The following is a 24,505-nucleotide window of genomic DNA, read 5'->3' as shown; positions in this document are numbered from 1 at the left end:
GATTTGGGCAATGCCGAGCCGCCGCGGATGCGTTCGGGACACGGCATTCGAATCGGTGTTTAGTCGTACGATGATTCCAAAACGACTCCAAGACCTTCGACCACCGTGAAGCAGCGGTTGGCCGGTAGGCCATCAATCTGCTGAACGTCACCGGTAGGCCAAGTGATTTCTAGCGAATCGATCGAGGCATGTTCTGCGATACCAAACTCCACCATCTTTTGATTAGTGCATAGCATTCCATCTCCTCCGGTAACCCAGCCATGCCATGTTTCGTCTGCGCATCGGATCTTTAGGGTTGCCCCGATCGCGTCTCGCTCGGAATGCACGCCTACTAAGCAAAATTGGACACCGTTGCCTACGGTCGTTCGGTTCTCAAGTAGGGTGACGGGGCGGTCTAAGTGATTGACCACTAAGTCGAGTTTGCCGTCCCGGTTCCAGTCAAGGGTGGCCATGATTCGCCCCAGGGCCGGTGTTGACCAATAAGGATCACGAGGAGTTTCGATATTGAACTTTCCGAAACCGCCACGAAATAACTGGGGGAGCATTTGGTAGGGGCGGCCTTTCCATCGGTGGTCGACTAGGTTTCCATTGAGAACCGCTATGTCGAGATGCCCGTCCCGATCAAAGTCGGCCGCTTGGGTTCCCCAGCCGACTGTCAGTCGTGAAGGTTCGTAGATCCCGGCAGAGCCGGCACCATTGATGAATTGGCTACCAGGCTGCTGCAGATAAAGGTCGGCAGATTGATTCCAAAAGTTTGTTACATGGAGATCCAACAACCCATTGCGATCGAAGTCACCTGCGGCGACTCCCATGCATCCGTTTCGCTGCCCGAGAACTCCGAAAGCGCATCCGAGTATCGCGGCGCATTCGTTGAGTCGGTAGTTGTGTTCATTACTCTGCAATTCTTTGCCGGCAACCGTATGATCTGGGGGCACGGATCTCCAAAAATGATTGGCTTCGGTGTCATTGGCGATGAAGATGTCATTGCCCGCGAGCCCGTCGAAGTTTGTGATGATTCCCCCGAACCCATAATTGGGTCTGTCTTGCATGCCCAGGCAACCGTTCCACTGCTCGATGGTACCGTCAGGGTTGGTTTGCCAGGCTCGGTCCAAAGCGGGGCGAAACGCACTCGGGTTACAAATGTCGTGCTGGGGAGTGCATTGGGTGGTGAGTGCTGAATCGTCGTCGACGTAGTTGATCTCGATCAGTTCGGGCAAGCCGTCACCACTCAGGTCTCCGCAAATAATAGAGCTTGTCCATCGATCCGAAATCTGCCCATTACCGAGTTGGCGAGATGTGAAGGTGCCGTCCCCGTTGTTCTGGTAGTAGACGTTGGGACCAATGTTAGCGACCAGGATATCAGTGAAACCATCTTGATTGATATCGACCGCAGTTGCGCCTTGGCCATAGCCGAGATCTCCGAGTCCGGTGCGGGGCCCGGTATTCTGCCATCGAGTTCCGTCAAGATTTCGGAACAGCACGTTCGCTTGGGATCCATTAGTGTCAAATGCATCGCCTCCGCCCTGGACTAGATATAGATCAGGGAAACCGTCCAAGTCGTAGTCAATCGCTGCAATGCCTCCGCCGGTCAGCTGATGTAGCGCATGAGATGTCGAGTTCGGATCGGCCCCATTGTTATATTGAAACGACAAGCCCACCTGATCTGTAATATTGTCGAGTACTATGGGAGGCTTGGATTGACCCAGTTGCGTCTCGGTGGTGTGGTCAGGCCAATCGCTCGTATCTTTTAGGGCGAGTGAGCTGGTGAGTTCGTGCGGATCGGGTGGGGACCATTTTCCGAGATCTCCCCTAAGCAAACCACTTGCGTTTCGCCAGCCATCGGCATCCCGCGTCGATGAGATTGCTTGCTCGACGTTGAGACGCCGCGACGAATTGACGGCTCCGGGACGCAGCGTAGCATCGATCTTGAGCCATGCGGATGCCTCCGGTAATCGCTCCAGTTTTTGCAGCAACTCCGCTAGCCGTACAATTTCTTCCTGAGTCCCCGGACGTCTGCCGATTCGGTCAACGATGTGTGCCGCTTCTGAAAGCCATTGATAACGTTCGTGTGCCAACACGGCTTCATCGAGCAGTGAGAGTTTTTCGAGTGACCGGGAGAGCGCAAGGAACGCCATTCGATCGGTTGGGTCTAACGAGATCGCTTCGACGAGGCAACGTGCTGCCCGTTGATGCCGCTCGTCACGTTGAAGTAGCGTGCCGGTTACAAACCAAAACGAGGGATGGTCTGTGGCGTTTCTCGGTGATTTAGTCAGTATGCTGCGAAGCGTGTCGTCCTCGTTCATCTCGAGGAGCAAACGGCAATAGAAAGCGGCGATCGGGACAGAGTCCGGAAAGGCGGCGTTCAGGCGTCTTGCCAGTCGCAGAGCCTCGTCGAGCTTTCTGTCAGCGCGGTAAAGCCGGGCGACCGCTAGGGCGGCGGGGGTGAGCTCGTTTCCGACGTCTGGCTTAGGCATGGTCGTATCGATAAAGGCATCGCTAAGCGTATTGAGGGCAAACAGTTCCTTTTCTGTAATGTCACCGCTCTCAGCTAATCGTCGCAGGTAATTAGCCGCTTCTTGGCGTTTGCCTTGGTTGTTGAGCAGGGCGGCGATGCGATGTTGCAGTCTCGTGCGCTGCTCGGCCATCGTTTCGGTCGAGTCATCCTTGATTAACGAGAGCGCTGTCGTCAGCCTCTGCTCAGCCTTTTCGTACTGTCGGTCGGTGGTCAACCAACCCGCGGAGGCTTCCATCGCGAGGATGAATTCCGGAGTCGCTTCGGGCGAGATGCGGTCGATCAGTTCTTCGGCCGCTTCGATGTCGCCTTCGGCGGCTAGGCAGTTCGCCGCAAGGGTGAGCACGTCGGCGGCATCCGGCTCTTCGATCAGCAGCGGACGCAGGATTCGTGATGCCTCGACATAGTTTCGCTGCTGAAAAAATACATTTGCCTCCGCCAGTTTGCTTTCTGGCGATCGACTGACGGTCGCTTCTCGGGAGTTTTGCCTTTGTTGTCGACGTAAGAGCTCTCGTGCAGTCGTCTCCGAATCTCCTGGTTGGCAGCCAAGGCACGCAAGGGTTAGTGCCAGAATCGCGATTGGGGTGTGAGATTTCACTGATGCCCTTCGAGTTGAAATGCACTGTCGCTATCTTCGACCAACAAATAGTCATGGCCGGCTTCGAGATTGCCAAAGGACTGTGAGAAGCCGGATGGCCATGTGACGATCACATTCTGTGCTTGGCGATGGCTGCCCATGCCAATCGAAACCCTGCGTTGGTTCGAACACATGTATCCATCACCGGCGGTCAACGCAAAGGTCGCATCGCGATTCCCGATTCGGGCTTTGACGGAAGCTCCGATCGCGTCTCGTTGCGATTGGGTCGATTTTAGTAAGATTCCGATGGAATTCCCGGAGGGTTCGCTGCGGTTGATCAGCAGCACCGACGGTTCGTAAAGGTGGGTCACGATAAGATCCACTCTCCCATCGCGATCGATGTCGCCGGTGACCAGTGCCCGTCCGAGGTGGTCTCTCCGGAAGTAGTCTCCGAGATCTGCACGATCGTGTTCCACCCACTTTCCGTCTGACTGTCGATAGAATAGCTGTGCCGGCATTCGAAAGCCGACGTCGGAACGGTAAACGTTATCAACATGTCCATTGGCGACTACCAATTCTTGTGTCCCGTTGTTATCAAAGTCTGCCCACTCGGTGCCAAAACCGAGAAGCTTCATCGATGGTTGCCCGAGTTGGCTAAGGTAGGACTGGTCTTTCCAAATTCCGCTCGCGACCTGTTCGTAGAAGGTGTTGTGGTCGTCCGCAAAGTGAGTCACAAAAAAATCAGTGTCGCCATCACCATCGGCATCGGCTGTCGCGATTCCCATAGATGCCTGTGAGTGAGACTGGCCGCTGAGACCGACACCTCGAACGGCAGCGATGTCGGATAGGCGGAAGTGACCTTCACGGCGTTCTGGAGACCAAAGATGGTTCACTGACATGTCATTGGCGACATAAATGTCCATGCCAGGACGTTCATCAAAAAATCCGCCGACCAGTCCTAAGCCTCGTCCCGGTGTCGATTGGTTCAGCCAAACGTCACTGACATCTGAAAAGGTACCGTCGCCATTTCCACGCCAGACGCGGTCTCTCTCTGCCTCAAATTGAAGCGGCGGGCAAGTGGAGTGTCGGCCGCGATTTTGGCAAGGAGCTTGATAGGGTTCTAGGCCGGCGCAATAGTTGGTCGCAAACAGGTCAGCGATCGAATCGCCATCGAGATCTGCGATCATTGCCGAGGTTGTCCATGAGTTGTCGCTAAGGCCGCAGGTCACGGCGGTCTCTTGGAACGTCCCGTCCCCGTTGTTGATGTATAGGCGGTTGGTTCCGATGTTGGAATCAAAGATGTCAGGGAAGCCGTCCTCGTTGATATCGCCGACGGTGATGCCTTGTGAAAATCCGTTGTCACGGTACGAAGCCAACTGTCCCGATTCATTGAACCGATCGCCAAGGTTCCGAAATAGACGGTTCGGTGATGAATTCGTCTTCAACGGTGCCCCGTCGAGCATCGTGATTGCAATGTCGGGGAACCCGTCCAAATCGAAATCGACTATGCCGACGCCGCCCCCAACGCTTTGGTAGATCCAGTGCCCTTCCTCTTTGGTTTCTGGGGCTAGCTCGCAGGTGTGGATGAAGTTTCGCTCTCGAGATTGGTCATCAAAAAAAGGCGCTGTCGACGAGTTCGCGTCGCTACTCGGGAGTGCTTGCGGCGGAGTCTTCGGGCCAACAATGGTTTGGTCATCGACTCCATCTAAATTGATCAATCGTTCTAGCTGATGTGACGATGCGATCCATGACGTCTCCGATTTTAGTCTTGACCGTATGGACTCGAATCGCGGACGGAGGTCATCAATTTTATCTACCGATAGTGTCAGTGCTAACTTACACCAGCCGTCAGCTTCCCAGAGACGCCCCAGGTCCGCCAGTGATTCAGCGACCATGATCGCAGCGGATTGGGAATTGGCTTTGCGTTCGAGAAATGTTTTTAAATTATCCCGAAGGCGACTGAATCGATTCACTTGCTCAGCGACAATGCTTGCGTCTTCTGGGCGTCCTAAATGCAGTAGACTTTGGTGCAACGCGGTAAGGTCGGTGGGGTAGAGCGTTGGGGCTAACGTTTGCACGTTCAGAAAGCTTTTTACGGCCAAGCCATGTTGTCCTGTTAGCTGAGCCCAGTTGCCGACAACACTCCAATATTCGGCTTCGTGTTGCACCCCGTCAGGAACATTGCGGTTCCATTCCGGGATCCTCTCTATTTGTCCCGTTTCAACGAGGGCACGGCCGTAAAGAAGGTATGCGGGAAGGAAGTTTGTGTGACGGTTCAAAATTCGATCGGTTCGGTCAATGACGTGCTCCCACCTTAGCTTTAGCGCATCAAAACGTGCGAGTGAATACTCTAGCCGTCGATCCGCATCAGGCTGCTTCAGTTTTTCCTTGCACCACTGCACATCAGGTTCAACGCGGGTCGGGTTTGCCAGGACCAGCAGGGAATCAAGCCCACCACCTCCTTGCTTCGTCAGCCATCGCAATGAGTCGATCGATCGCTCTGGTAGCCCGATAAGGTTGAGCAGGCCAACGAGATCGAATCGCGCTTGTGGCTCATCGGGGAATCGGTCGATGAATGCAGTCAGTGCATCGACTGCGGAAAAGACTTGCCCGCGTGAGACCTGCATTCGTGTGAATTTGTCAAGCAAAGCAAGGTTTGCAGTGTCCGATAACTCGAGTGCTTCACGATAGAAACTCGCTGACATTCCATGTTTTCGCAACGCATTCGCGACATCGCCACTGATTTCGATCGCGGTGAGGTCATCAGGGTGTGTTATCAAGTGATCGCGGAGATGGGTTTCGGCGGATCGCAGGTCTTGTCTGTTGATCGCTCGCTTCGCCAGGCTCAGCGATGTGTCCTGAGGTGCTGACAAGGTTCGTGGGGCGGCGTTTTGATCCTCGCGGCCAGTCTCGTCGCAGCCAGTGAGTACCAGCAGTGACGCGATGCTTATCACAAGCGTGAGTGAAACGCTGGTCACACGCCAGCGATTCATCTCGGGTTGTTTGGGGCAGCAGCTTTCTGTGGGGATTGCGCGATCCCAAATCATTTTTGTAGGGGCGTGCACTCTCCATCTCTCCATGCAGTCACTCACCAGCCATTCTCGGCAAGTCAATTCGTTTTCGCTCTCGCCGCGAGATAGTTCGGATAGCATTTTGCGAATAGGTATAACACGAGAGTTATTGTAAATGATGAAGTAGGTGACCAGCATCAATTAGTTGGCATTCCCAATGCTCCGGAGTGATATGCTTGATTCACTGTAAGCTGTTGGCAGCGAGTCATGCCGGGCAGAGCTTTGGGAAAGTTTGGTTTATGAAAAAGCCAGCGGGGCCAGGACGGGCGCAATTCGAAACTCATTTATTTGAATTACTCCGTTCGTGCAATGGCTTGGTACGTGAAGGTCTATAGTGTGCTGCGCTGATTCAGTCTGTCGTCGTTGTAAGGATTTGATTTGACCGGAGTGTGTTTGAGGATCCAAGGTAAAGGGAATGTGATCCGTGTTTGTAAGCGGTAGGCCGTTTAGTCCGAGTCTGTCTTGATGCTGATCCATTGATCGTGATCTCGGATCGGACTTTAAATGTCGGCTCACATTTTCCTCGTGCGATAGTTTGATATCGATTGTCGATCTCCTCTGGTCTTTCTTTCAGATTCTTATCATCTCCTAGGTAGGTAAATAGACTGATGGTCGAGAACGGATCATGAGATCCTTGACGGCAAACTTTTGTAAACGCACAATTCCAATCTTGTTTTCAAGCATTCTTTCACTCGCTAAGGCTAATTAAATGGTCGCTCCAAAGTACGTTGCGTTGCCCTTGTTTGTGTTGCTGTTCGTGTTCGTAGGCTGTGGCAGTGAAGGCGGATTCGAGGAGTCGGAACCACAGACTCAAGAAGAATTGGAATACGCCGAAAATTACGAAAAGATGCTCAACGAGCAGCAGAAGGAAAACTACGGCAATTGATTCCTTGCCGTGTTCGATGCGTGACGCGAGTCGCGGTGAGTGATCCTGTCGTGAGATTGCGACGGTCTGAGTCCGAGGGCGTCTTGAGTCGCATTCTCCTGCTCAACCTTGTCAGGCAAGGTAGTCGATCTCGCCAGGCAAGACACAGGTCTGGTAATCCGTGGATACCAAGGCTCGCAAGTCGTGAGTCGGCAACGCCGATTGCGGTCGGTGGGCGTTGTTTGGCGGGTTCGCTCTCGAGAGGGGAGAGCGGAGAGGGGATTTGCGATTCGCCATCATTTGAAGTTAAAGTAGAGGCTGCGTAGCGGTCGGAGTTTTAAGTCGCCGGTCGACGCTTTGGGGAGTTCCTCGCCTCGGAAATCAGAAATCTTTGAAGCCCTCGATGCACCAAAGTCGCTTGGATGGTGATCTGCGAAAGCATGGTTTTTGTATGCTTACGGGGCGGGTTTGTGTCGCCGACGTTGCGCGTCTCGTTCATGCTTGTCGGCGATCCTTCGCAGGAGACGGTGTGGGTGTCTTGGCCAAGTCGAGTCGTGGTCATGTTTATGCGGCACGCAATCTGATCGGTAGCGTCCCCGAGGTCAGTTCGATCTGGCAGCGCGATCCGATTCGCTCGTTTTTGGTGACTCATTTAGGGGGACGGTTCGGTTTGGTCCGTGCATTGTTCTTTGACAAACCGCCCGACCGTACATGGGCGCTTGCTTGGCACAAGGACACGTCCATCGCCGTTGAAGGTCACGCCGGCGATTCGGCCCACTTTTCCCGGCCGACGACGAAGGCTGGCGTTCCGCATGTCATCGCCTCCGATGACATACTCGGCGAAATGCTGACCCTTCGCATTCACCTCGACGAAGTGACTGACGAGAACGGGCCGCTGGAGGTCATCCCCGGGTCGCATGTTTCGAATCAGAGCGCGGGGGTCGGGGTCGAGCATGCTGTCAAGATTTGTGCCGCAGCTGGCGAAGTTCTGGCGATGCGTCCCTTGATCACGCACGCCAGCGGATCATCTTCACCAGGCACAAGGAGGCATCGCCGCATTTTGCATCTGGAGTTCGCGGCCAGCGAGCGACTACCCGATGGCTATCGTTGGCATGACTTTGTTCGATTGGAAGAGGGTCAGTTGCTGTGAAAATCGACGTGGTTAAATCAAAAAGCCGCCGAGAGTTTCGGTTGGTCCACTGTCGAAAGCTTTGGCGGCTTCCGCTACGAAAGTAGCGAGGGATGACGAGATGCCGCAGCATGTATTGCGCGGCTATTGATTGACATCGTCGAGGCTTCACACGATGATGGCGGATGTGAGGAGCGGGCTTTACGCCTTCATCAGGCAGCCCTCGATTGTTTATTAGACGCGTCCAACCGAATCATCTTTTTCCGGCCCGAGCGGTTCGCCCGGTCGCTGCTGGACTGATTCTGACGCTTGCGATCGGTATGCTTGGGGTCCCCCTGCCGGTCCGACAATCCAAGCCCTCCAATGAACGCTTCCCCTGCGAAGCCTGCCCCTGTGGTTGCTCGACTGCGGATTATTGCTGGGATAAATGCTGTTGCCACACCGATGAAGAAAAGCTTGCTTGGGCTGATCGGAACGGTGTAGCACCGCCCGCATTCCTGGTCGCACGTGTGGAAAAACGCTGTCAACAAAACTGCTGCGTTGCAACCAACGACACTGAGGCATCCGATTCGTCGTGTTGTTCTCGAAAATCGACTCCTCCGAAAGCCGCTCTCTCTTGCTGTGGTGAGCGAACAAACCTTGGGCAACGCAAAGCATCCGCTCGTGTTGGTTCCGCCGATGGTGATCACGAAACCGGAATGTTGTCACCGAAGCGATCGCCCCGCGTCGTGCTGCTCGATGCTGCTCTCAAGTGCCGCGGGATCGATGTGGCGCTGCGGCTCCTCAAAGATACCTGGATCCCCGGTCTCACCGAACCTCTTCCCGTCACTCCGCCACTATTGGCACGGTTGATTCACCGCAATGAAACCATGGAATCAAGGAGTGATCCGCCTGACGGGCCTGTCCCCCGTTGGGTTTCTTGTTGAGCTGTCGTCCGGAGTGACGTCGGTCGATTGTCAGCCACTTGCGTGATGACTTGATGCGTCAGTGCTCTGTTTCATTCGAAAAAAAATACGGATACGAGTCTTCAGCCGATGGGCGTTAGCCCTGGTGATTGCTCGGAAGCCGTGGTCAACGCCACTTAGCTAGACCCAAACTCGAACTGGAACGAAGCCCTCGCTGAAGCCCTCGTTTAGCGGGCTAGAGCCAAGCCATAGGTCTGTCATGTGTGATTGTTTGGCGATGTTTGATCGCTTGGTGGTCACGTGTGGACTGTCGTCTGCCTTCTTCACCGCAGCTCTCTTCTAGCGCGTGATTTCGGTCGCTATTTGCGATCGTTTGACGCTTGGATTCGCCCAGCCGCATCCGTCGCTCTCATGTGGGCGACCGCCTGCCTGCTCCTCACAAAGTTGGCACGACCATAGCCCACATGGGCGCGGCCGATGTTGCTTGGCGCCCCGACGCAGCGATTTCTTAGTCGCTGTCTGACTCTCGCTACCCCTATGTCTTCATCCTTAATGTCCGGTTTCAGTTCGGACGACCGATCATGCCCAAACCTAAATCTTTGCCCACCATTCAATCCTGCCGTCTTTTCAGTGTACTCAGTTATGGAATTGTGCTTGCCGGCGTATTGCTCGGATCGACAGCTCGCGGAGATCTCGTGACAAGTGCGACCTTGAGTATCAATTTCGATGGCGACGCGTTCGCCGCTGCTGCGGATGAAGTGGCCCTGCAGAATGTCGGGGTCGCATTGACCCCGGGACAGTCATTCATGGAATTTGGCCTCCATGCTGATGCGTCCATGCCGGGACGCCCCGCACCAAGCTCAATCGTCACTGACTTTCGTGACCTGCGTAACCTTTGGGTTCGCCCATCAACCAGCAATCTGGATTATTCGTTCGATTCGGCGGCTTTGAATCCGTTGAGTTTTGATCCCTCTACGATCGCCTCAAGTGGTGCGAAAGGCGCAGCCACATTTTCAGGAGGTGATTCATTTTGGTATGCCAACGATGCGGTGATCGCCACGGGCAGTTCCTGGCTTCAGTTCGGAAACTACGAACTTCACTACGATGGGTCTCGGGTCGACGCGGACAACTCAGGTTGGCTGTTGACCAATACTTTCTTGCAGACGCTGCCCCTGTTTGATATTCGAAATCTCAGTATTGGATCGGTGCCGGCTGACACGAGTCTTGCCGGAAACCTTCTGCTCTCCGGTGACTTGCATATCACCGACGAATTCAGCACGAGCTGGTACATGGAATCCGGTCTGAATGTCGGCAGCTTCTCTTTCGCCGGAGTGACGGCGGTACCAGAGCCATCGGGCGTTTCGGCATTGCTGGTCATTGCCGCCGGTCGAGTGTTGATCCGACGAAGGCGATGTCGTCCCTCGACAGTGAAATAGCGCGACGGAGTTGTCATGAACGAATTGCCATTTAGTACCGTCGATACCTGCGACACCCTTTGTAGTGCCTGTCACGTTTTGGCAAAGACGGGTGGTGATCGCGATGCATTTGTTTCTGAAAATCGTTCGATCCGTTTCGATCAGTTGCAGATATCAAGCCATCGAGTAGCCAACGCATTGCGAGACGAAGGGTGCGATGAAGGGACGCGAGTGGCTGTGATTGGCGGTGACGCCATCGCCAGCTACGAGCTTTTGTTCGGGTGCGCCATGGCGGGTTGCGTACTAGTGCCTGTGAATTGGCGGCTATCGCCGACGGAGCTGATTCGGATCATTGAAGATAGCGAAGCTCGTTTGCTGATGATTGATACACCGGCGCTCGACAAATTGCGTTCAAGCGGTTGTGATCTACCCGCCGGGGTGAAGTTGTTGACGTTTGATGAATTCGCCCGTTGGCGTGACGAAGCTGACTTTGCCGCGATCGACTGCAGGGCCACTTCCGAAACTCCTCTCGTGCAAATCTACACTTCGGGGACCACCGGTGTCCCAAAAGGCGTCGTTCTAGCTCATCGATCATTCTTTCAATTGCGTCGTTCGATGCGAAGTGTCGGGGATGATTGGATGGGGCTTCATGCCGGTGACCGGCTGTTGCTGACCTTGCCACAGTTTCACATTGGTGGACTGTGGTGGGCCATCCAAGGCTACTTGGTTGGTGCGACGGGATATCTGATGCCCGCGTTCACCGGCTGGCAAGCGATCGAGCTGATCGAACGCCATCGAATTACTCAGGTCCCGATGGTGCCTGCGATGATTCAGTTTTCCATGGCAGAACCCACTTTCGAATCAGCCAACTTTTCCAGTGTCCGTGGATTTTTATATGGAGGTTCACCGATCTCAGGTGATTTGCTCGCCAGCGCTCAGCAAGCGTTTTCTCAGGCCGAATTCTTCCAAATCTATGGGTTGACCGAGACCGGGAACATGGCTGTGTGCCTGCGTCCGGAAGATCACAACCGGGATGATCGGCGTCTCGCGACCGGACGACCGCTGTCCGGTGTATCGTGCAAGATCATTCAACCCGATGGCACTACGGCACCGGCAAACGCGGTCGGGGAAGTATGGCTGAAATCTCCATCGGTGATGCTCGAGTACTGGAAGCGTCCGGAGGAAACTGCAGACACTCTTTCCGATGGTTGGATTCGAACCGGCGACGCCGGGTATCTAGCCGAAGACGGGTGCCTCTACGTCTGCGATCGTCTCAAAGACATGATTATCTACGCCGGAGAAAACTTGTTTCCCGCCGAGATCGAAACCGTACTCCGGCAACATGACGCGATCGGTGATGTCGCTGTTATCGGTGTTCCCGATCCCAAGTGGGGCGAATCTCCCAAAGCCTTCATCGAACTTCGCCACGGATCGGAGAAGCCAAAGGTTCGCGAGCTTCTCCGTTTTGCGAAATCTCAGCTCGCCGAATTCAAGGTCCCAAAGTCCTTTGAGTTCGTCGATCAGTTGCCACGCAATCCCAGTGGCAAAGTCCTCAAGAAAACACTTCGCCAACCGTACTGGGAAAACCAGCAACGCAAGGTGAACTAGCCCTAGGTACTTTTGTAATGACGACCACCGAAACACTTCAGATTCAATCGCCGCCGAAAGACCAGATCGGAGCGATCGTGACCGGCATCGATGTCAACGAACTCGGCGCCGACGCACCGCAATGGCAGCTGCTGCGCGATGCTATCTACCGACACCGGTTGATCGTGATCCGCGACCAGCAACTCGACGAATCACAATACGTCGAATGTGCGCGCAAGCTTGGGCGGCCTCAGGTCTATTTTCAATCAAACTATCATCATCCCAATCATCCCGAGATTTTTGTCTCGTCAAATATCGCCGAAAACGGACAGAAAGTCGGCGTCGCACGTACGGGGCACTACTGGCACACCGATTGTTCGTTCGAGCAACAACCGTTGTCTTGGACATCGATCTATCCACAGGTTTTCCCACATGATGCCCGTGGGACGCTGTACATCGATATGGAAAAGGTGTACCGCAAGCTGCCCGATCACTTACGTGATCTGGTCGATGACGCGGTCGTCATTCACGCGGGACAACTGAGGTACAAAGTTCAGGCAAGTGATATCGATCGATCGCTTCAAGAACTGCTCGACCGAATTAACGAAGAAGTCCCACCCGTTCGTCACCCTGCCGTGATCGAACACCCGGTGACCGGGGAAAAGATCCTGTATCTCAACCGTGGTTTCTCGGTCGCGATCGAAGGTTTGTCCCACGAAGAAAACACGGCGAAGCTGGCCGAGCTGTTCGAATTTATCGAACGACCCGAGCACATCCATGAGCATGCGTGGTCAGAAGGCGATTTGATTATTTGGGACAACCGGTTCTTGATCCACATGTCGACCGCGGTCAAACCCGGACAGCATAGCAAGAGTTATCGCATCGGTATTTACGATGATCATCCGTTTTACCGGGGACTTGTCCGATGAGTTCAATCTTGGTTGCAAAGCAAGCGATCACGACGGATGCGTTATTCGAGGTTTTTGAAGTCGATCATGACTTCATCAATCGAGTTCTCACGCCCTATCGAGATTCATGTCGATACCTCAAGTCAGCCCGAATCGGTTTCGCATCCGAACAGCGTCGATGGTGGGATTCGATGGTCGCGGTCGGTGATTTTGAGATCGATCGTTCTTGCTATATCGACGATACCGGACACTTCAACGCAGTCGAATTTAATATCTGTTACAACCAGCTCGCGTACGTGTTGCTGGCAGTCTGCATTCGCGAACGGTTGTTGCCAGCACTCGACGATTTCACTCTCGAGTCGTTTTTTGAAAAACAGCTGTCGAACTATCTGATTGCCCAGATCGATAGTCACTATCACACGGAGCTGAACCCGCGTGGGTTCCGCGGTGAGGTTCGAATTACATCGGCAAAAACGAGACGTAATCTTTCGATCTTAAAGACCGCATGTCGGTTCCATGATCATGCTCGCGGTCGAAGCGACGGCGAGGTCAAGCTGGTGGTCCTGGGGGCAGCATGATCGACACGGTTTCAAACAACGCCAGGATCGGTGGAAAGTCATCGGAGCGACTCTCGCTGGAAGTCCGCGAAAAGTTGGTGGATTTTCTAGGATTCGAGTCGATTGACGAGATCCTTCCCAATGAAGCGTTTGCAGACTTAGGGACCGATTCCAGTCAAGCTGTCGAATTCAAGTTAATCTTGGAATCGATGTATGGAATCGAATTGAAGACTTCGGTGCTGTTCGATTACCCGACGGTTGACCAACTCGTCGAAATGCTTGCCGATCGTTTGGGACAGATTGAATTGGACGGAAAGGCAATCTCCCCAACCGACCTAAGACCGCGATTCAATGAGCATCTCTCGGACTCGTTTAAGCTTCGGGATGGCGATTCGTTTCCACTGTCGGAAACACAGCAAGGGCTGTGGTACATCGGTCAGTCCCGACAGCTTGATTCGAGCTTTCATGTTCCGCTGTTGTTTCAGATCGATGCCTCTCATGAATTCGATCCAGGTCGATTCGATGAAGCACTCAAGGCGATCGTACGGCGTCATCCGGCGCTACGTGTGACAGTGTCGTACGACGACTCTCAAAGCTCACTGCATCAAACGGTTGTGCCAGCGGATACGCTGGCTGCTTCTCGATCAATTGAACCAAGTGGTGATCTTCTGCAACAGTTTCGGAAACTGGTACAACAGCCAATGGAGATGCAGTCTCGCCCGCCAATTGAGACGTACTATGCGATCGATCAGCAAGCGACCTGGGTGTTGATCAAGGTCCATCACATCGTGATCGATGGTTTGTCCGCCGTACCGTTGGTGGGTGAACTATGGACGGAGTACTTTCGGATTAAGGAGGTTGCGGGCAATAAAACGGACGGAGAATCAAGTCGCATTGACGACGCATCAACAGAGTCGCTTGACACCGGCTTTTTTCAGTACCTTCGATGGGAATCAGATTACCTGAGATCCCCGCAAGCAGAGGCGGATCGAGCGTACTGGAAAAAGGTTTTGATCGGGGCGGAAGGCGATGTCGGTTTGCAACCCGATCTTTCCAGTGATGACGCACCTTCGGACGTCGGGGGACAGGTCGGTTGTGTCTCGGTCGACCTAGAGAGTCACCACAATGTCGCTTTGGAAAACTTGGCGCGAGAACTTCGCTGCCCACCTTCGGCGGTGCTTTTGTCGCTGTATTTTGTGCTGCTCAATCGAATTGGTGACAAAGATGATTTAGTGGTTACAACACCGGTTTCAGGACGCCCCGGAGGACTTCGTGGGGCGTATCAGTCCAGCGTGGGGTGCTTCATCAACCTTGTCGCGACGCGATGTCAGATTACCAAGGGCACATGCTTCGCATCGCTTTGTCAAACGGTTTCCGAAACGTTTTTGCAGGCCGTACAGCACGGTCACCTGCCGTTTTCGGAACAGTTGCGTGCTTCCGGTCACGCGATCGCGTCAGATCATGGGCGGGCGACATTTCCCTATTCGTTTACGTACCAAAACATTTTCGAAGCTTGGAACGATCAATCGGATTGGCAACGGCAAACGATATTGGATTTTGCGTTGTACCAGGAAATCGAGGACGACCTCACATTGGAGGTTTATGAGCTTCCGAACCGACGGCGCTTAAATTGGAAGTATCAAAGCACACGCTATTCGGTCGAATTGGTTCGGTCCTGGTCAAACTTGTTGATTTCGTTGCTCGAACAGGTCTGTGACGAACCGTCGGTGTCGATCGATTCCTTAGCCGTCCGTTCGGAGTCGGGGGAGTTGGATCATCGGTCTGAATTTGATCGACGCGAAGCAGCGAGGACGACGCCAGACACGGTGATTGATTGGATTGAGCAGGCCTTTGAAGCATTCCCCGACAAAGTCTGTGTTTTCGCTGCCGATGGTGACTTGACTTACCGGCAACTCAATCATCGCAGCCGTGTCCTTGCCGATAAGCTTGGTGCAGCTGGTTTCGGTCCCGGGGATCTGATCGCGATCAATGCGAGACGCGACAGGCAGACGATCGTTGAGCTAATTGCCGTCTTGCGGTGTGGTGCCGCCTATCTGCCGATCGCGGTGGATGAACCTTCAGAACGTCACTCCGAGATCATACGTCAGACATCAGCTACTGAGTTGGCCGATGCGCTCAATTCGAAAGGCAAGTCAAGCGAGCTGGCAGACGCGCCGTCTTTGTTTGACGAACACACTGCGTACGTTCTATTAACGTCAGGGACGAGTGGAATACCCAAGGCAGTCCCGATCGTCCATCATAGTTTAGTGAACTTGTGTCATGCGATGATCGATCTATACGATCTGTCCTCGGATGACGTGGTACTGCAATTCGCCTCGTTGACCTTCGACATGTCTGTCGAAGAAATCTTTCCGATTCTGTGTGCCGGTGGGGCAGTTGTTCTATGCGACGAAGATCGTTCGCCGCGGCAGATTCGACGATTGATCGAACGTTATGCGGTCAGTGTTTTGAACTTACCGCCTTCCTATCATCGCGCGATCCGTGAAACATTCGACCGCACCACCGACTTCTACCGCGATGTCCGACTCGTCGCCTTCGGAGGAGACTCGCTTTCGGCCGAGACACTTGGCGATGTACTGCGAACCGTTCCTCGTGTCTTCAATGCCTATGGTCCCACCGAAACAACCGTCAATGCGATGATAGCGGAGTGGTCGGGACCTCCGCTTCAAAAGCCGCAAGTTCATCTCGGCAGGCCTATAGCTGGTACCGCGATCGCGATTCTCGACAAACTTGGTCGATCGGTGCCCGACGGCTCGGTTGGTGAACTTTGTATTTGGGGGACGGGTGTTTCAACGGGATACGTTAGGCATGCCAGCGGCGCGTTTGATCGTCAGCTTTTCCCCGGTGATCCGTACCCGACACGTTGTTACCGAACTGGTGATCTGGCGCGGATATCGCTGAATGATTCTGATCCAGCTTGTCGGCGCGTTGAACTTGTTGGTCGGTGTGATGATCAAATTAACTTGCATGGTTTTCGAATTGAACCGGCGGAGATCGAAAAGGTCGTCGAGTCACATTCCAGCGTTCAAGCAGTCGCGGTGGGTTTGGCTGATCAAGATCGGCTGGGAATGCTCTACGTTGGCAAAGCGGTCGACTACGATCAGTGGCAGGAGTGGTTGAGAACCTATCTTCCCGATCGAATGATTCCGCAGGTCATCGGGCGTGTCGATCGGTTGCCGTTAACTACACGAGGGAAGCTCGATCGCGCAGCATTGGCAACACAGTTACGATCGATTGAAGGCCCGTTTAGCCGACATGATGATCAGTTGTCGTTTGTTGCCAACGATCCAACCTGGTTTGGGATTCGTGAGATCCTGGCAGAAATTTTGCAGCAGGATGAAATCTCACCGAGCGACCGATTCGCGGAGTTGGGTGGATATTCATTGTTGGCAATTATAGCCACGGCAAAGTTGTCGGATCATTTCGGTATCACGCTACAGTTGAAAGAGTTTGTTTCAATCGATCGGTTGGGAGAGTTACGATCGACCATCGTAGGGTTGCTCGATCAATCGAAAACTGACTCGAATGTGCAGCGTGGTGATATGGAACTGTCCGTAGCGCCGTTAACGCCACAGCAGCAACGATTGTGGATACTGCAGCAACTCGGGCAGGGGAAGGCGTATGTAATCCCCGCGATTGCGGATATCAGTGGATCCATTGATGTCGAACGACTGCGTTTCGCGTTGAACGCGATTGGCCGTCGACACGAGGTGCTTCGCATGACAATCGATCTAGTCGATGGAAAACCAGTTCAACGCTTCCATCGCGATCCCACGATCATCATCGAAGCACAGTCCTTTTCGGATCGGCAGCGAGCGAGAGAGTGGATCGATCGTCAAACTGAAGAACCTTTCGATTTTGCCTCCGGACCGCTCTGGAAGACGTCGTTGGCGAATGTCGAAGGTGATCGGTCAATGTTGTTGATTCTGTTTCACCATGTGATCATCGATGCATGGTCGATGCGGATCTTTATTGAGGAACTGCAACGATTCTACGCTATCGCTGGTAACGCGGTTGATGACCAATTAATCCGTCAGAATGCTCCCACCGGTCGCTACGCGTCGTACTGTGCTCGTCCGCTGAAAGAGTCGACTGCGTCAGTCACCGACGACTGGAAATCCAAGTTCCAGAAGGTGCAAGACGTTCAGCTTTGGCCTGATTTTCAAGTTCCAAAGAAACTCTCGTCTGCCGGTCGAAGTGTCGTTCATCCTCTAGACGCCGCCGTCAACGAGTTGATTGGCGAACTGTGCCGTGAATTGAACTTAACCAAGGCCGCGTTTTGGTTGGCGTGTCTCCGATTGTATCTGCATCGTCGAAGTGGCGGTTCGGACTTCGCGGTTGGAATGCCTCATGCGGGAAGGGATGGTTCCGGCACGACCGACCTGATGGGCTTTTTTGTCGGCACATTGGTCTTGCGGTTGGACAACCCTGATTTGCAGAACGATGTGACTGTTGGCGATTGGTTACGGCATGCCCAGCAAACGCTTGATGAAGCTCTTCATCATCAAAAGCTGTCCGTCGACGAAATCATTGCTGCAGTGAATCCGGAACGGCGACTTGACCGGTCACCGCTATTTCAGGTCATGCTCAGTTACGCAGCCGAACCGGTGAGGTCATTTGATCTCGGTCAAGCGACGTTGCGTCCGGTCGTTCCAACGATCGATCAGTCGAAGTTCGAGTGGACGGTGTCGATTTCCGAGAACTCCGACGGTTCCGCTGCGCTCTCGCTCGAGTATGCGACCGATTTGTTTCGCGAGTCAACCGCCGCATCGGTCGTGAAGCAAATCAGTGAACTGGCGACGGACTTGGTCACTGGAGTCAACTCACCACTGATGGGCATTTGTAATGGCGATGGTACTCCCAGTAGTTTTGATCGCTCTGAAGTCATCAAACCATCTGATTTCGAAGTCGCACTAGTCCGGCAATCACAACGGCTACCGGAACAGATCGCCATCGATGACGGAATGGTGCAACTGTCATACAAGGAGTTAGAGCGGCAGACGCGTCTTCAAGAAACCGACCGGCCAACCGATCAGACACTGCGTCATCTACAACCGGATCGCACGATCCGAACACTCATCGATTGTTGCAAGAACTATCGGCACGGACATCCGTTCGTTTTTTCGAATGAAGCACAGCGGGACATGACGCTTCCCAATGGGACAGCGTGTCTGGCGATGACCTCGGGAACGCAGGGTGAGTCGAAAGGAGTTGTCGTTACCGGCGACGCACTTGATATACACAATCAGGCGTTCGCAGGATTATTACGATTGAGTCCCAAAGATCGTGTCGCCCAGTACGCCTCACCTGAGTTCGATCTGTTCTTTGAAGAAGTCTTTCCGACGCTTCGATCGGGGGCAACACTTTGTCTTGTACCCGAAGAAGTCCGTCTCGATTCGCGAATGTTTTGTCAGTGGGTGGAGCAATCACGATGCACCGTGTTGGATCTGCCGACGGCTTTCTTCCATCGTTGGGCGCTCGAAGTCATCGCATCGGGTCAATCGGGGAAACTGCGAGCCGTCGTTGTCGGAGGTGAAAAACTTGATCGTGAACTCGCGGCGAGCTGGGTTCAAGCCTTTCCCAACATTGAATTGTGGAATACTTACGGACCAACCGAAGCGACGATTATCTGTGCTGCGCACCAAGTCCGTTCGGTGGAAGATCGCTGTGAGGTTCCGATCGGTCGCCCTTTCGCCGGGGCGGAATTAATCGTTGTTGATCCTGATGGAAAGCCGTTCCATCGTGTGCCATACGGTGGAACCGTGATTGGCGAGTTGGTCGTCGCTGGCTCTGGAGTCGCGGCCGGATATTGGAAGTCCAACACTCTGGTTCACGAAGGTGGTTTTCGTCCACATCCGATTGATCCGACACAGATCGCGTACTGGACCGGCGACCGTGTGCGCCGCGATGAATCCGGTGTGTATCACTTTCTGGGACGTTTAGACGATCAGATCAAGGTTCGCGGGGTGCGCGTCTCTCCGGACGATGTTGCCGATCGAATCCGACAGCACCCAGGGGTCGAGGCCGTCGCTGTCGTTGCAGACAGGGACGGAGCATTAACCCGATTGGTCGCCGCGGTGGTGGAGAATGGTTATTCGGAACATGAAACAATTCGGCGAGAAGTGTCACAGGCATTGCCTTCTTCGATGCGACCGGATCGATGGTTGTGTCTTGATGCGATTCCGATGACGTCGCGGGGGAAGGTGGATCGCGATTCGATCTTAGCAAACGCTGTCGCCGTTAACGTAAAAGACAAAGCCAGCAAATTTGATGATTCCGTCGAACAAGCCTTCGCGACGATTTGGTCTCGATTGCTAGGGCATCATGACTTCAGTCGTGACGATGACTTTTTCTTCGTCGGAGGGCATTCCTTGTCTGCGGCAATGCTGTTGCGTGAAGTCGAACATCAGATGAACGTCACGCTAACGTTGTCGCAGCTTTTCGAAGCATCGACGATCGCCAGCCAAGCAGCGCTGGTCAACGGGATCACTGATCAGTCCGCCTGCATCGACCATTCGATGGGGTTGGTCCGTCGTCTGCCGTGCCAAGCATCAGAACCGAAATCGTTGTCGATCGTGCTCCCGGGATTACCCGGGTTGGGCGATCTGTATGAACCGTTAGCTAGACAACTTGCAACCGATACCGATTGTGTTTCGTTATCGCTGCCGGGGATTGATGGTTACGGTGACGTTCCCACGACGATTGAGGGCGTGGCGTCTTGCTGGGAAGGCCTGCTACAGTCCGAAATCGAACGGAGGCCGTTGCCGATCTGCGTCTATGCCCACAGTTTTTCGGCATCAGTGCTATACCTCATGCTAAATCATCGGCCGGAATGGCATCAAAGAATCAACCGCTGTGTGTTGCTCGATGCGATTCCTCATCAACCCCTTCATGGAGTCGCCGGTAACGTTGATACATCACGTTGGCAGTCAGCGACTAATCTTGATGGCCTGCAAGCGGAAGACATACGTCGCAGGCTTGGGCCGCTGTTGCGATCGCCGGCGATCAAACCCACCACACGTCTCTCGATCGATGTCGAGTTCGTCGTCGCTTCGGAAAGCAAACCATGGCTCGCCGAAAACACTTGGGATCATTTCTACCGGGCAGTAGACGTGGTTGAATGCGTCGGGACCCATTCCAGCATTGTGGGGTTCCCCGGTTGCAACGCTTGGCTACTGCGTCAAGAAGATTCAAAAACAGATGGAGGTAACCGGTGAACCGCCGCAATCCTCCAACACTGGCAGTGTTTTCAAACCGGAGAAGTGATTCGCTTCGCTTTCAACTTGGAAAGTTGAGCGGCATTGTCGCATCGCTTCGCTTTCAACTTGGAAAGTTGAATGGCATTGTCGCTCGATTCTCCGAATCGTCAGCGTGCCGTGTCCTTCACCACCGCAAATCCGGATCCGCTCCAACTGCAGAATAGCTTTGCCAGCAGATTGACCCAAGGGTCACTAACCGATGGACTTGGCAAGTCGAATTATTGGAATCACGGTTACACCCAAAACAGATCTCACAAACCCGAATAGATAATCACAGAGAATTCCTAATGCCCGACGACTTAATGAATAAACCCGATTCCGGATTGCGGCAACGTCGAACCTTCTTGCGTTCGGCATTGGTTTCTATGTTTGCGGCAAACGTGGTCGGCGGATGCCGACTCGCCATCGGAGATGACGAGACCCCATCGACGACGAAGGAACCATTGCTTGGTATTCATGATGAGTCAATGCAGTGGCCGCCAGGCTGGGTTGGTGATGAGCAGATTGTGATGTTGCTTTATCCCGGATTTACGGCGCTTGACCTATTCGGCCCACATCACATGTTTGTGTTGATGATGGGCGCGAACGTTCATCTGGTCGCCAAGACAGAAACGCCGGTGTTGACCGATACGAATGTTGAAATTCGTCCGACTGTGACGTTCGATCAATGCCCTAAACGCCCCACCATTTTCTTCGTCCCCGGCGGAACCGGCGGGACGCTTGATGCCGCCAAAGATGACGAAACTCGCCGTTTCGTTCGTGAAGTCGGTGAGCAAGCGGACTTCGTCACCAGCGTTTGTACGGGATCGGTGCTGTTGGGTGCGTCCGGACTACTGAAAGGTTACAAGGCCACGTCTCATTGGATCACCCGTGACTTGCTAGGCGAATTTGGGGCGACTCCTGTCGACGAACGCGTCGTGGTCGATCGCAATCGAATTACCGGAGCAGGCGTCACCAGTGGATTGGACTTCGGTTTGAAGATGGTGCAAGACCTTCGCAATCAGCAATACGCCGAGGCGGTTCAGTTGTTCGCGGAGTACGACCCTTCGCCACCGATCGATAAAGGTAGCCAATCAAAGGCTGACCCGCAAATCAGTGGTTTGCTGATGCATATGCACGAACCATTTCGACAAATGGTTCGTGACCTTAAGGCATTAGAACCTTAGTGTTTTGATCCAAAATTATCGCACGGAATCGACGCATTTCACCAGCCGCGGTTCGCCGGATATACCCCTTTCAAAGATAGAAGTGATCGCCTGAGAACGTGGTTGAAAACGACTGCCTTTCCTGGAGGAGACCGAGGCAAATTGTTCATCTGGACCCGACCTTGACGTGGGAGGGGGATTCGCGATTTCAATCATTTCCAAGGATGGTCGCTGCTTCTTCGACATTGCAACTTGAAACTTTAGAGGACTAATGATGCTACGAACATTTGCTTGCTTGGCACTCACTTTCGTGGTTGTCAACGCCGTCCGCGCCGAACTTGTCACCGGCGGGACCGCCAACATTGCGTTGTACGATACACCGACCAATGCTGCGTTCGCCGATCGTTTTTTTACCGGGACGGACGCCGCCGGTTTGACCCGGACCGAGCTCCTAGACGTAGCCGGATCGCCGGCGGTTGGGTTTGAGCGGGCTCCGACCGGGGTTGACTTGTCGATCAACGATGCCGCCCCGGTTCAACCAACCGGTAGGGCGCGGCAAGCAACGACGTTGGACTTTGACTCCTCGGCGACTGATGTTGCTTCGTTCCTTGCCAGTTGGGACGCGGCGACGCCGGGATTCGGTGCCTTCGGTCCAAACCTAACCGACGGCGAGCAGATCGGGATTGACGGTGTCTTGCGTTTCAATTCGGGACTTGGCGTCGGAGTCATCGGTGAGCTTGCCTTGCAGTACGATCCCACCGCGACATTCGGCGAGGGATTAACGTTGACACAGAACATGGATGCCAACGCGGTGATTTGGCAGCTAGATATCGATGACGCAACACTTGTGATTTCCGATAGTGGATTTTCGTTTGAAGCCGAAATGCAAACGGCGGCAATACCCGCTGGCTTTTATGGACTCGATACCAATGCCGGTCGGTTTTCGATCAGTACGATCACGGCGGTTCCAGAACCTTCTAGCTTCGTTTCGATCGCGTTGATTTCGGTCGGTGGTGTCTTGATCCGCCGCCGACGACGCATTGTTTCGGGATCCCGGTCGAACACCCGGTCCAATTGATGCGACGTATCGCTTTCACCTTGATTGAATTATTGGTCGTGATTGGGATTGTTGGGATCCTAGTCGCGCTATTGTTGCCGGCGGTGCAGTCGGTCCGTGAATCGACCCGCCGCATGCAATGCCAGGATCGCTTGCGGCAGATAGGTTTGGCGACGCTTCTGTACGAAAATACCGAGACGTACTTACCCGCGGCGACCTACGGAGATCCTTATGGGATTTTGCCAACTGGTAATTTTCAGAACGGAGTTTCTGGTAGTCCATTCACGGAGCTTCTGCCCTACATCGAACAACGCGGGCTTTGGGAACGCTACGATCGATCACTTGAATGGTTTCACCAAGACAATCAAGTTGCTGTGACGAAAGCCGTTCCACTCTATCGGTGCCCGTCTGCGGTGGGTGGGGCGACGCAACAGGGAATCCAACGAGTCGTGGGGGCGACTCAAGATGTTCATCTTGACCGCAGTGCCGCGGTAACGGACTTCACGGCGGTCTATAGCTGGGGATTTCCTTACGCAATTCCGTCGACGCCATTCACTCGTGATCCCTGGGCGATGGGAGCGCTTTCCCCGGTCGGTGAAAACTCGAGCGGATTTCTCGGAGCAGGGCTTTCGTTCAAACGTCCCAAGCGAACGATGACCACCGATGGTTCAAGTCATACGCTAACGTTTATCGAACAAGCTGCAAAAACCGATACTTGGGTCAACGGGCGTCTGTATGAGCCAAGTCCTTCGGCGGCACGAGCCTGGGCACCCTGGGCCGGACGCGGCTGTACGTGGATCCTTTCGTATCAGCCTGATGGGCTGAGTTGGTCACCGACGGGTTTGGGACCCTGCAATGTAAACTGTAACAATCGTCAGGGGATTTATTCGTTTCATGTTGGCGGCGCGAACAGTGTTTTCTTGGACGGCAGCATTCGGTTTTTACCAAGAGAGATCGATGTCGAAATCCTTTATGCCCTGGTTTCGCGGTCGCGGGGGGACCATACCGGAGAAGAGTATTGAGTGTCGCAAATCGTCAGAGATTTCTTAATGTCAGCATCGCGGGATTCCTTGCCGGCGTCGGTTTTCTCATTGGATGTTCCAAGCCGGAGACGACTTTGGGGCCGATGCTGTATCCGGTGACCGGGACCTTGCTGATCGATGGAGAACCGGCGGTCGGGGCGACGATCAAGTTCGTTCCCGTCGAGCCTTCGAAGTATTCTTCGCGCGCCGATCAGCGACGATCGGCGCGCGTGCCGGCGGCAACGGTGCAGTCCGACGGAAGTTTTCAGGCGAGTTACGACGCGATCGGAGACGGTGCTCCCGAAGGAGTGTACAAGTTACTGGTGTTTCAGCTCGTACCGCCCCCAGGCGGCGGTTTGCCCATCGACCGATTTCAAGGACGTTTCCTGGATGAGCGACGACCGATCGCGTCGATCACCGTCAAGTCAGAGCCGAACGATTGCGGAGTGATTCGTTTGTCAAGCTCGCGATAAAT

The 24,505-nt window shown here is 54.0% G+C and carries 13 protein-coding genes; 11 read left to right on the top strand and 2 right to left on the bottom strand.

From position 1 onward, the window contains the following. Positions 1-59: 59 nt before the first annotated feature. Both FYC48_RS14550 and FYC48_RS14545 read right to left on the bottom strand, forming a co-directional pair. Positions 60-3,110 carry an FG-GAP-like repeat-containing protein gene (locus FYC48_RS14550; protein ID WP_149497452.1) on the bottom strand — a complete coding sequence of 1,017 codons (3,051 nt, stop codon included), beginning with the start codon at positions 3,108-3,110 and terminating at the stop codon, positions 60-62. Then, positions 3,107-6,082 carry an FG-GAP-like repeat-containing protein gene (locus FYC48_RS14545; RefSeq protein WP_160149530.1) on the bottom strand — a complete coding sequence of 992 codons (2,976 nt, stop codon included), beginning with the start codon at positions 6,080-6,082 and terminating at the stop codon, positions 3,107-3,109. Before FYC48_RS14545 ends, FYC48_RS14550 begins: the two co-directional genes overlap by 4 nt. A gap of 787 nt (positions 6,083-6,869) precedes the next feature. On the opposite strand from FYC48_RS14545, the gene FYC48_RS27815 reads away from it, so the two are divergent. The 11 genes from FYC48_RS27815 to FYC48_RS14495 all read left to right on the top strand — a co-directional run bounded on the left by FYC48_RS27815 (position 6,870) and on the right by FYC48_RS14495 (position 24,503). Further along, positions 6,870-7,046: a hypothetical protein gene (locus FYC48_RS27815; RefSeq protein WP_160149529.1), complete on the top strand. Its 177-nt coding sequence runs from the start codon at positions 6,870-6,872 to the stop codon at positions 7,044-7,046. 382 nt (positions 7,047-7,428) lie between these two features. Further along, entirely contained in the window at positions 7,429-8,175 is a 747-nt protein-coding gene (locus FYC48_RS14540) for a phytanoyl-CoA dioxygenase family protein (RefSeq protein ID WP_235034260.1), read from the top strand. Positions 8,176-9,640: 1,465 nt separating this feature from the next. Then, positions 9,641-10,495 carry a hypothetical protein gene (locus FYC48_RS14535; RefSeq protein WP_149497450.1) on the top strand — a complete coding sequence of 285 codons (855 nt, stop codon included), beginning with the start codon at positions 9,641-9,643 and terminating at the stop codon, positions 10,493-10,495. A gap of 15 nt (positions 10,496-10,510) precedes the next feature. Next, on the top strand, positions 10,511-12,082 hold the full coding sequence (locus tag FYC48_RS14530) for a long-chain-fatty-acid--CoA ligase (RefSeq protein ID WP_149497449.1): 1,572 nt from the start codon (positions 10,511-10,513) through the stop codon (positions 12,080-12,082). A gap of 17 nt (positions 12,083-12,099) precedes the next feature. Continuing rightward, positions 12,100-12,990 (top strand): TauD/TfdA dioxygenase family protein, encoded by an 891-nt coding sequence (locus tag FYC48_RS14525; protein ID WP_149497448.1) that lies wholly within the window; start codon positions 12,100-12,102, stop codon positions 12,988-12,990. Further along, positions 12,987-13,547 (top strand): FcoT family thioesterase, encoded by a 561-nt coding sequence (locus FYC48_RS14520; RefSeq protein ID WP_149497447.1) that lies wholly within the window; start codon positions 12,987-12,989, stop codon positions 13,545-13,547. The genes FYC48_RS14525 and FYC48_RS14520 overlap by 4 nt, the downstream gene beginning before the upstream one ends. Then, on the top strand, positions 13,544-20,764 hold the full coding sequence (locus FYC48_RS14515; protein WP_149497446.1) for a condensation domain-containing protein: 7,221 nt from the start codon (positions 13,544-13,546) through the stop codon (positions 20,762-20,764). Before FYC48_RS14520 ends, FYC48_RS14515 begins: the two co-directional genes overlap by 4 nt. Positions 20,765-21,093: 329 nt before the next feature. Continuing rightward, positions 21,094-21,972: a DJ-1/PfpI family protein gene (locus FYC48_RS14510; RefSeq protein ID WP_200836611.1), complete on the top strand. Its 879-nt coding sequence runs from the start codon at positions 21,094-21,096 to the stop codon at positions 21,970-21,972. 253 nt (positions 21,973-22,225) lie between these two features. After that, positions 22,226-23,029, top strand: a complete 804-nt coding sequence (locus FYC48_RS14505; RefSeq protein WP_160149528.1) for a PEP-CTERM sorting domain-containing protein — start codon at positions 22,226-22,228, stop codon at positions 23,027-23,029. Next, on the top strand, positions 23,029-24,030 hold the full coding sequence (locus FYC48_RS14500; protein ID WP_149497444.1) for a DUF1559 domain-containing protein: 1,002 nt from the start codon (positions 23,029-23,031) through the stop codon (positions 24,028-24,030). The genes FYC48_RS14505 and FYC48_RS14500 overlap by 1 nt, the downstream gene beginning before the upstream one ends. Further along, complete coding sequence (locus FYC48_RS14495; RefSeq protein ID WP_149497443.1) at positions 24,027-24,503, top strand: hypothetical protein; 477 nt, start codon at positions 24,027-24,029, stop codon at positions 24,501-24,503. The genes FYC48_RS14500 and FYC48_RS14495 overlap by 4 nt, the downstream gene beginning before the upstream one ends. The last annotated feature ends 2 nt before the right edge of the window (positions 24,504-24,505 follow it).

Source organism: Roseiconus lacunae (assembly GCF_008312935.1).
GTDB lineage: Bacteria > Planctomycetota > Planctomycetia > Pirellulales > Pirellulaceae > Stieleria > Stieleria lacunae.
The sequence above is the reverse complement of the archived record's forward strand: the minus strand, read 5'-3'. Positions and strand labels throughout refer to the sequence as shown.

Excerpts from the sequence above, each read along its gene's own strand:
- FYC48_RS27815 (WP_160149529.1), top strand. The coding sequence starts at position 6,870 with ATGGTCGCTCCAAAGTACGTTGCGTTGCCCTTGTTTGTGTTGCTGTTC.
- FYC48_RS14525 (WP_149497448.1), top strand. The coding sequence starts at position 12,100 with ATGACGACCACCGAAACACTTCAGATTCAATCGCCGCCGAAAGACCAG.
- FYC48_RS14505 (WP_160149528.1), top strand. The coding sequence starts at position 22,226 with ATGCTACGAACATTTGCTTGCTTGGCACTCACTTTCGTGGTTGTCAAC.
- FYC48_RS14500 (WP_149497444.1), top strand. The coding sequence starts at position 23,029 with ATGCGACGTATCGCTTTCACCTTGATTGAATTATTGGTCGTGATTGGG.
- FYC48_RS14510 (WP_200836611.1), top strand. The coding sequence starts at position 21,094 with ATGCCCGACGACTTAATGAATAAACCCGATTCCGGATTGCGGCAACGT.
- FYC48_RS14520 (WP_149497447.1), top strand. The coding sequence starts at position 12,987 with ATGAGTTCAATCTTGGTTGCAAAGCAAGCGATCACGACGGATGCGTTA.
- FYC48_RS14535 (WP_149497450.1), top strand. The coding sequence starts at position 9,641 with ATGCCCAAACCTAAATCTTTGCCCACCATTCAATCCTGCCGTCTTTTC.
- FYC48_RS14515 (WP_149497446.1), top strand. The coding sequence starts at position 13,544 with ATGATCGACACGGTTTCAAACAACGCCAGGATCGGTGGAAAGTCATCG.
- FYC48_RS14540 (WP_235034260.1), top strand. The coding sequence starts at position 7,429 with ATGCACCAAAGTCGCTTGGATGGTGATCTGCGAAAGCATGGTTTTTGT.
- FYC48_RS14545 (WP_160149530.1), bottom strand. The coding sequence starts at position 6,082 with ATGAATCGCTGGCGTGTGACCAGCGTTTCACTCACGCTTGTGATAAGC.
- FYC48_RS14530 (WP_149497449.1), top strand. The coding sequence starts at position 10,511 with ATGAACGAATTGCCATTTAGTACCGTCGATACCTGCGACACCCTTTGT.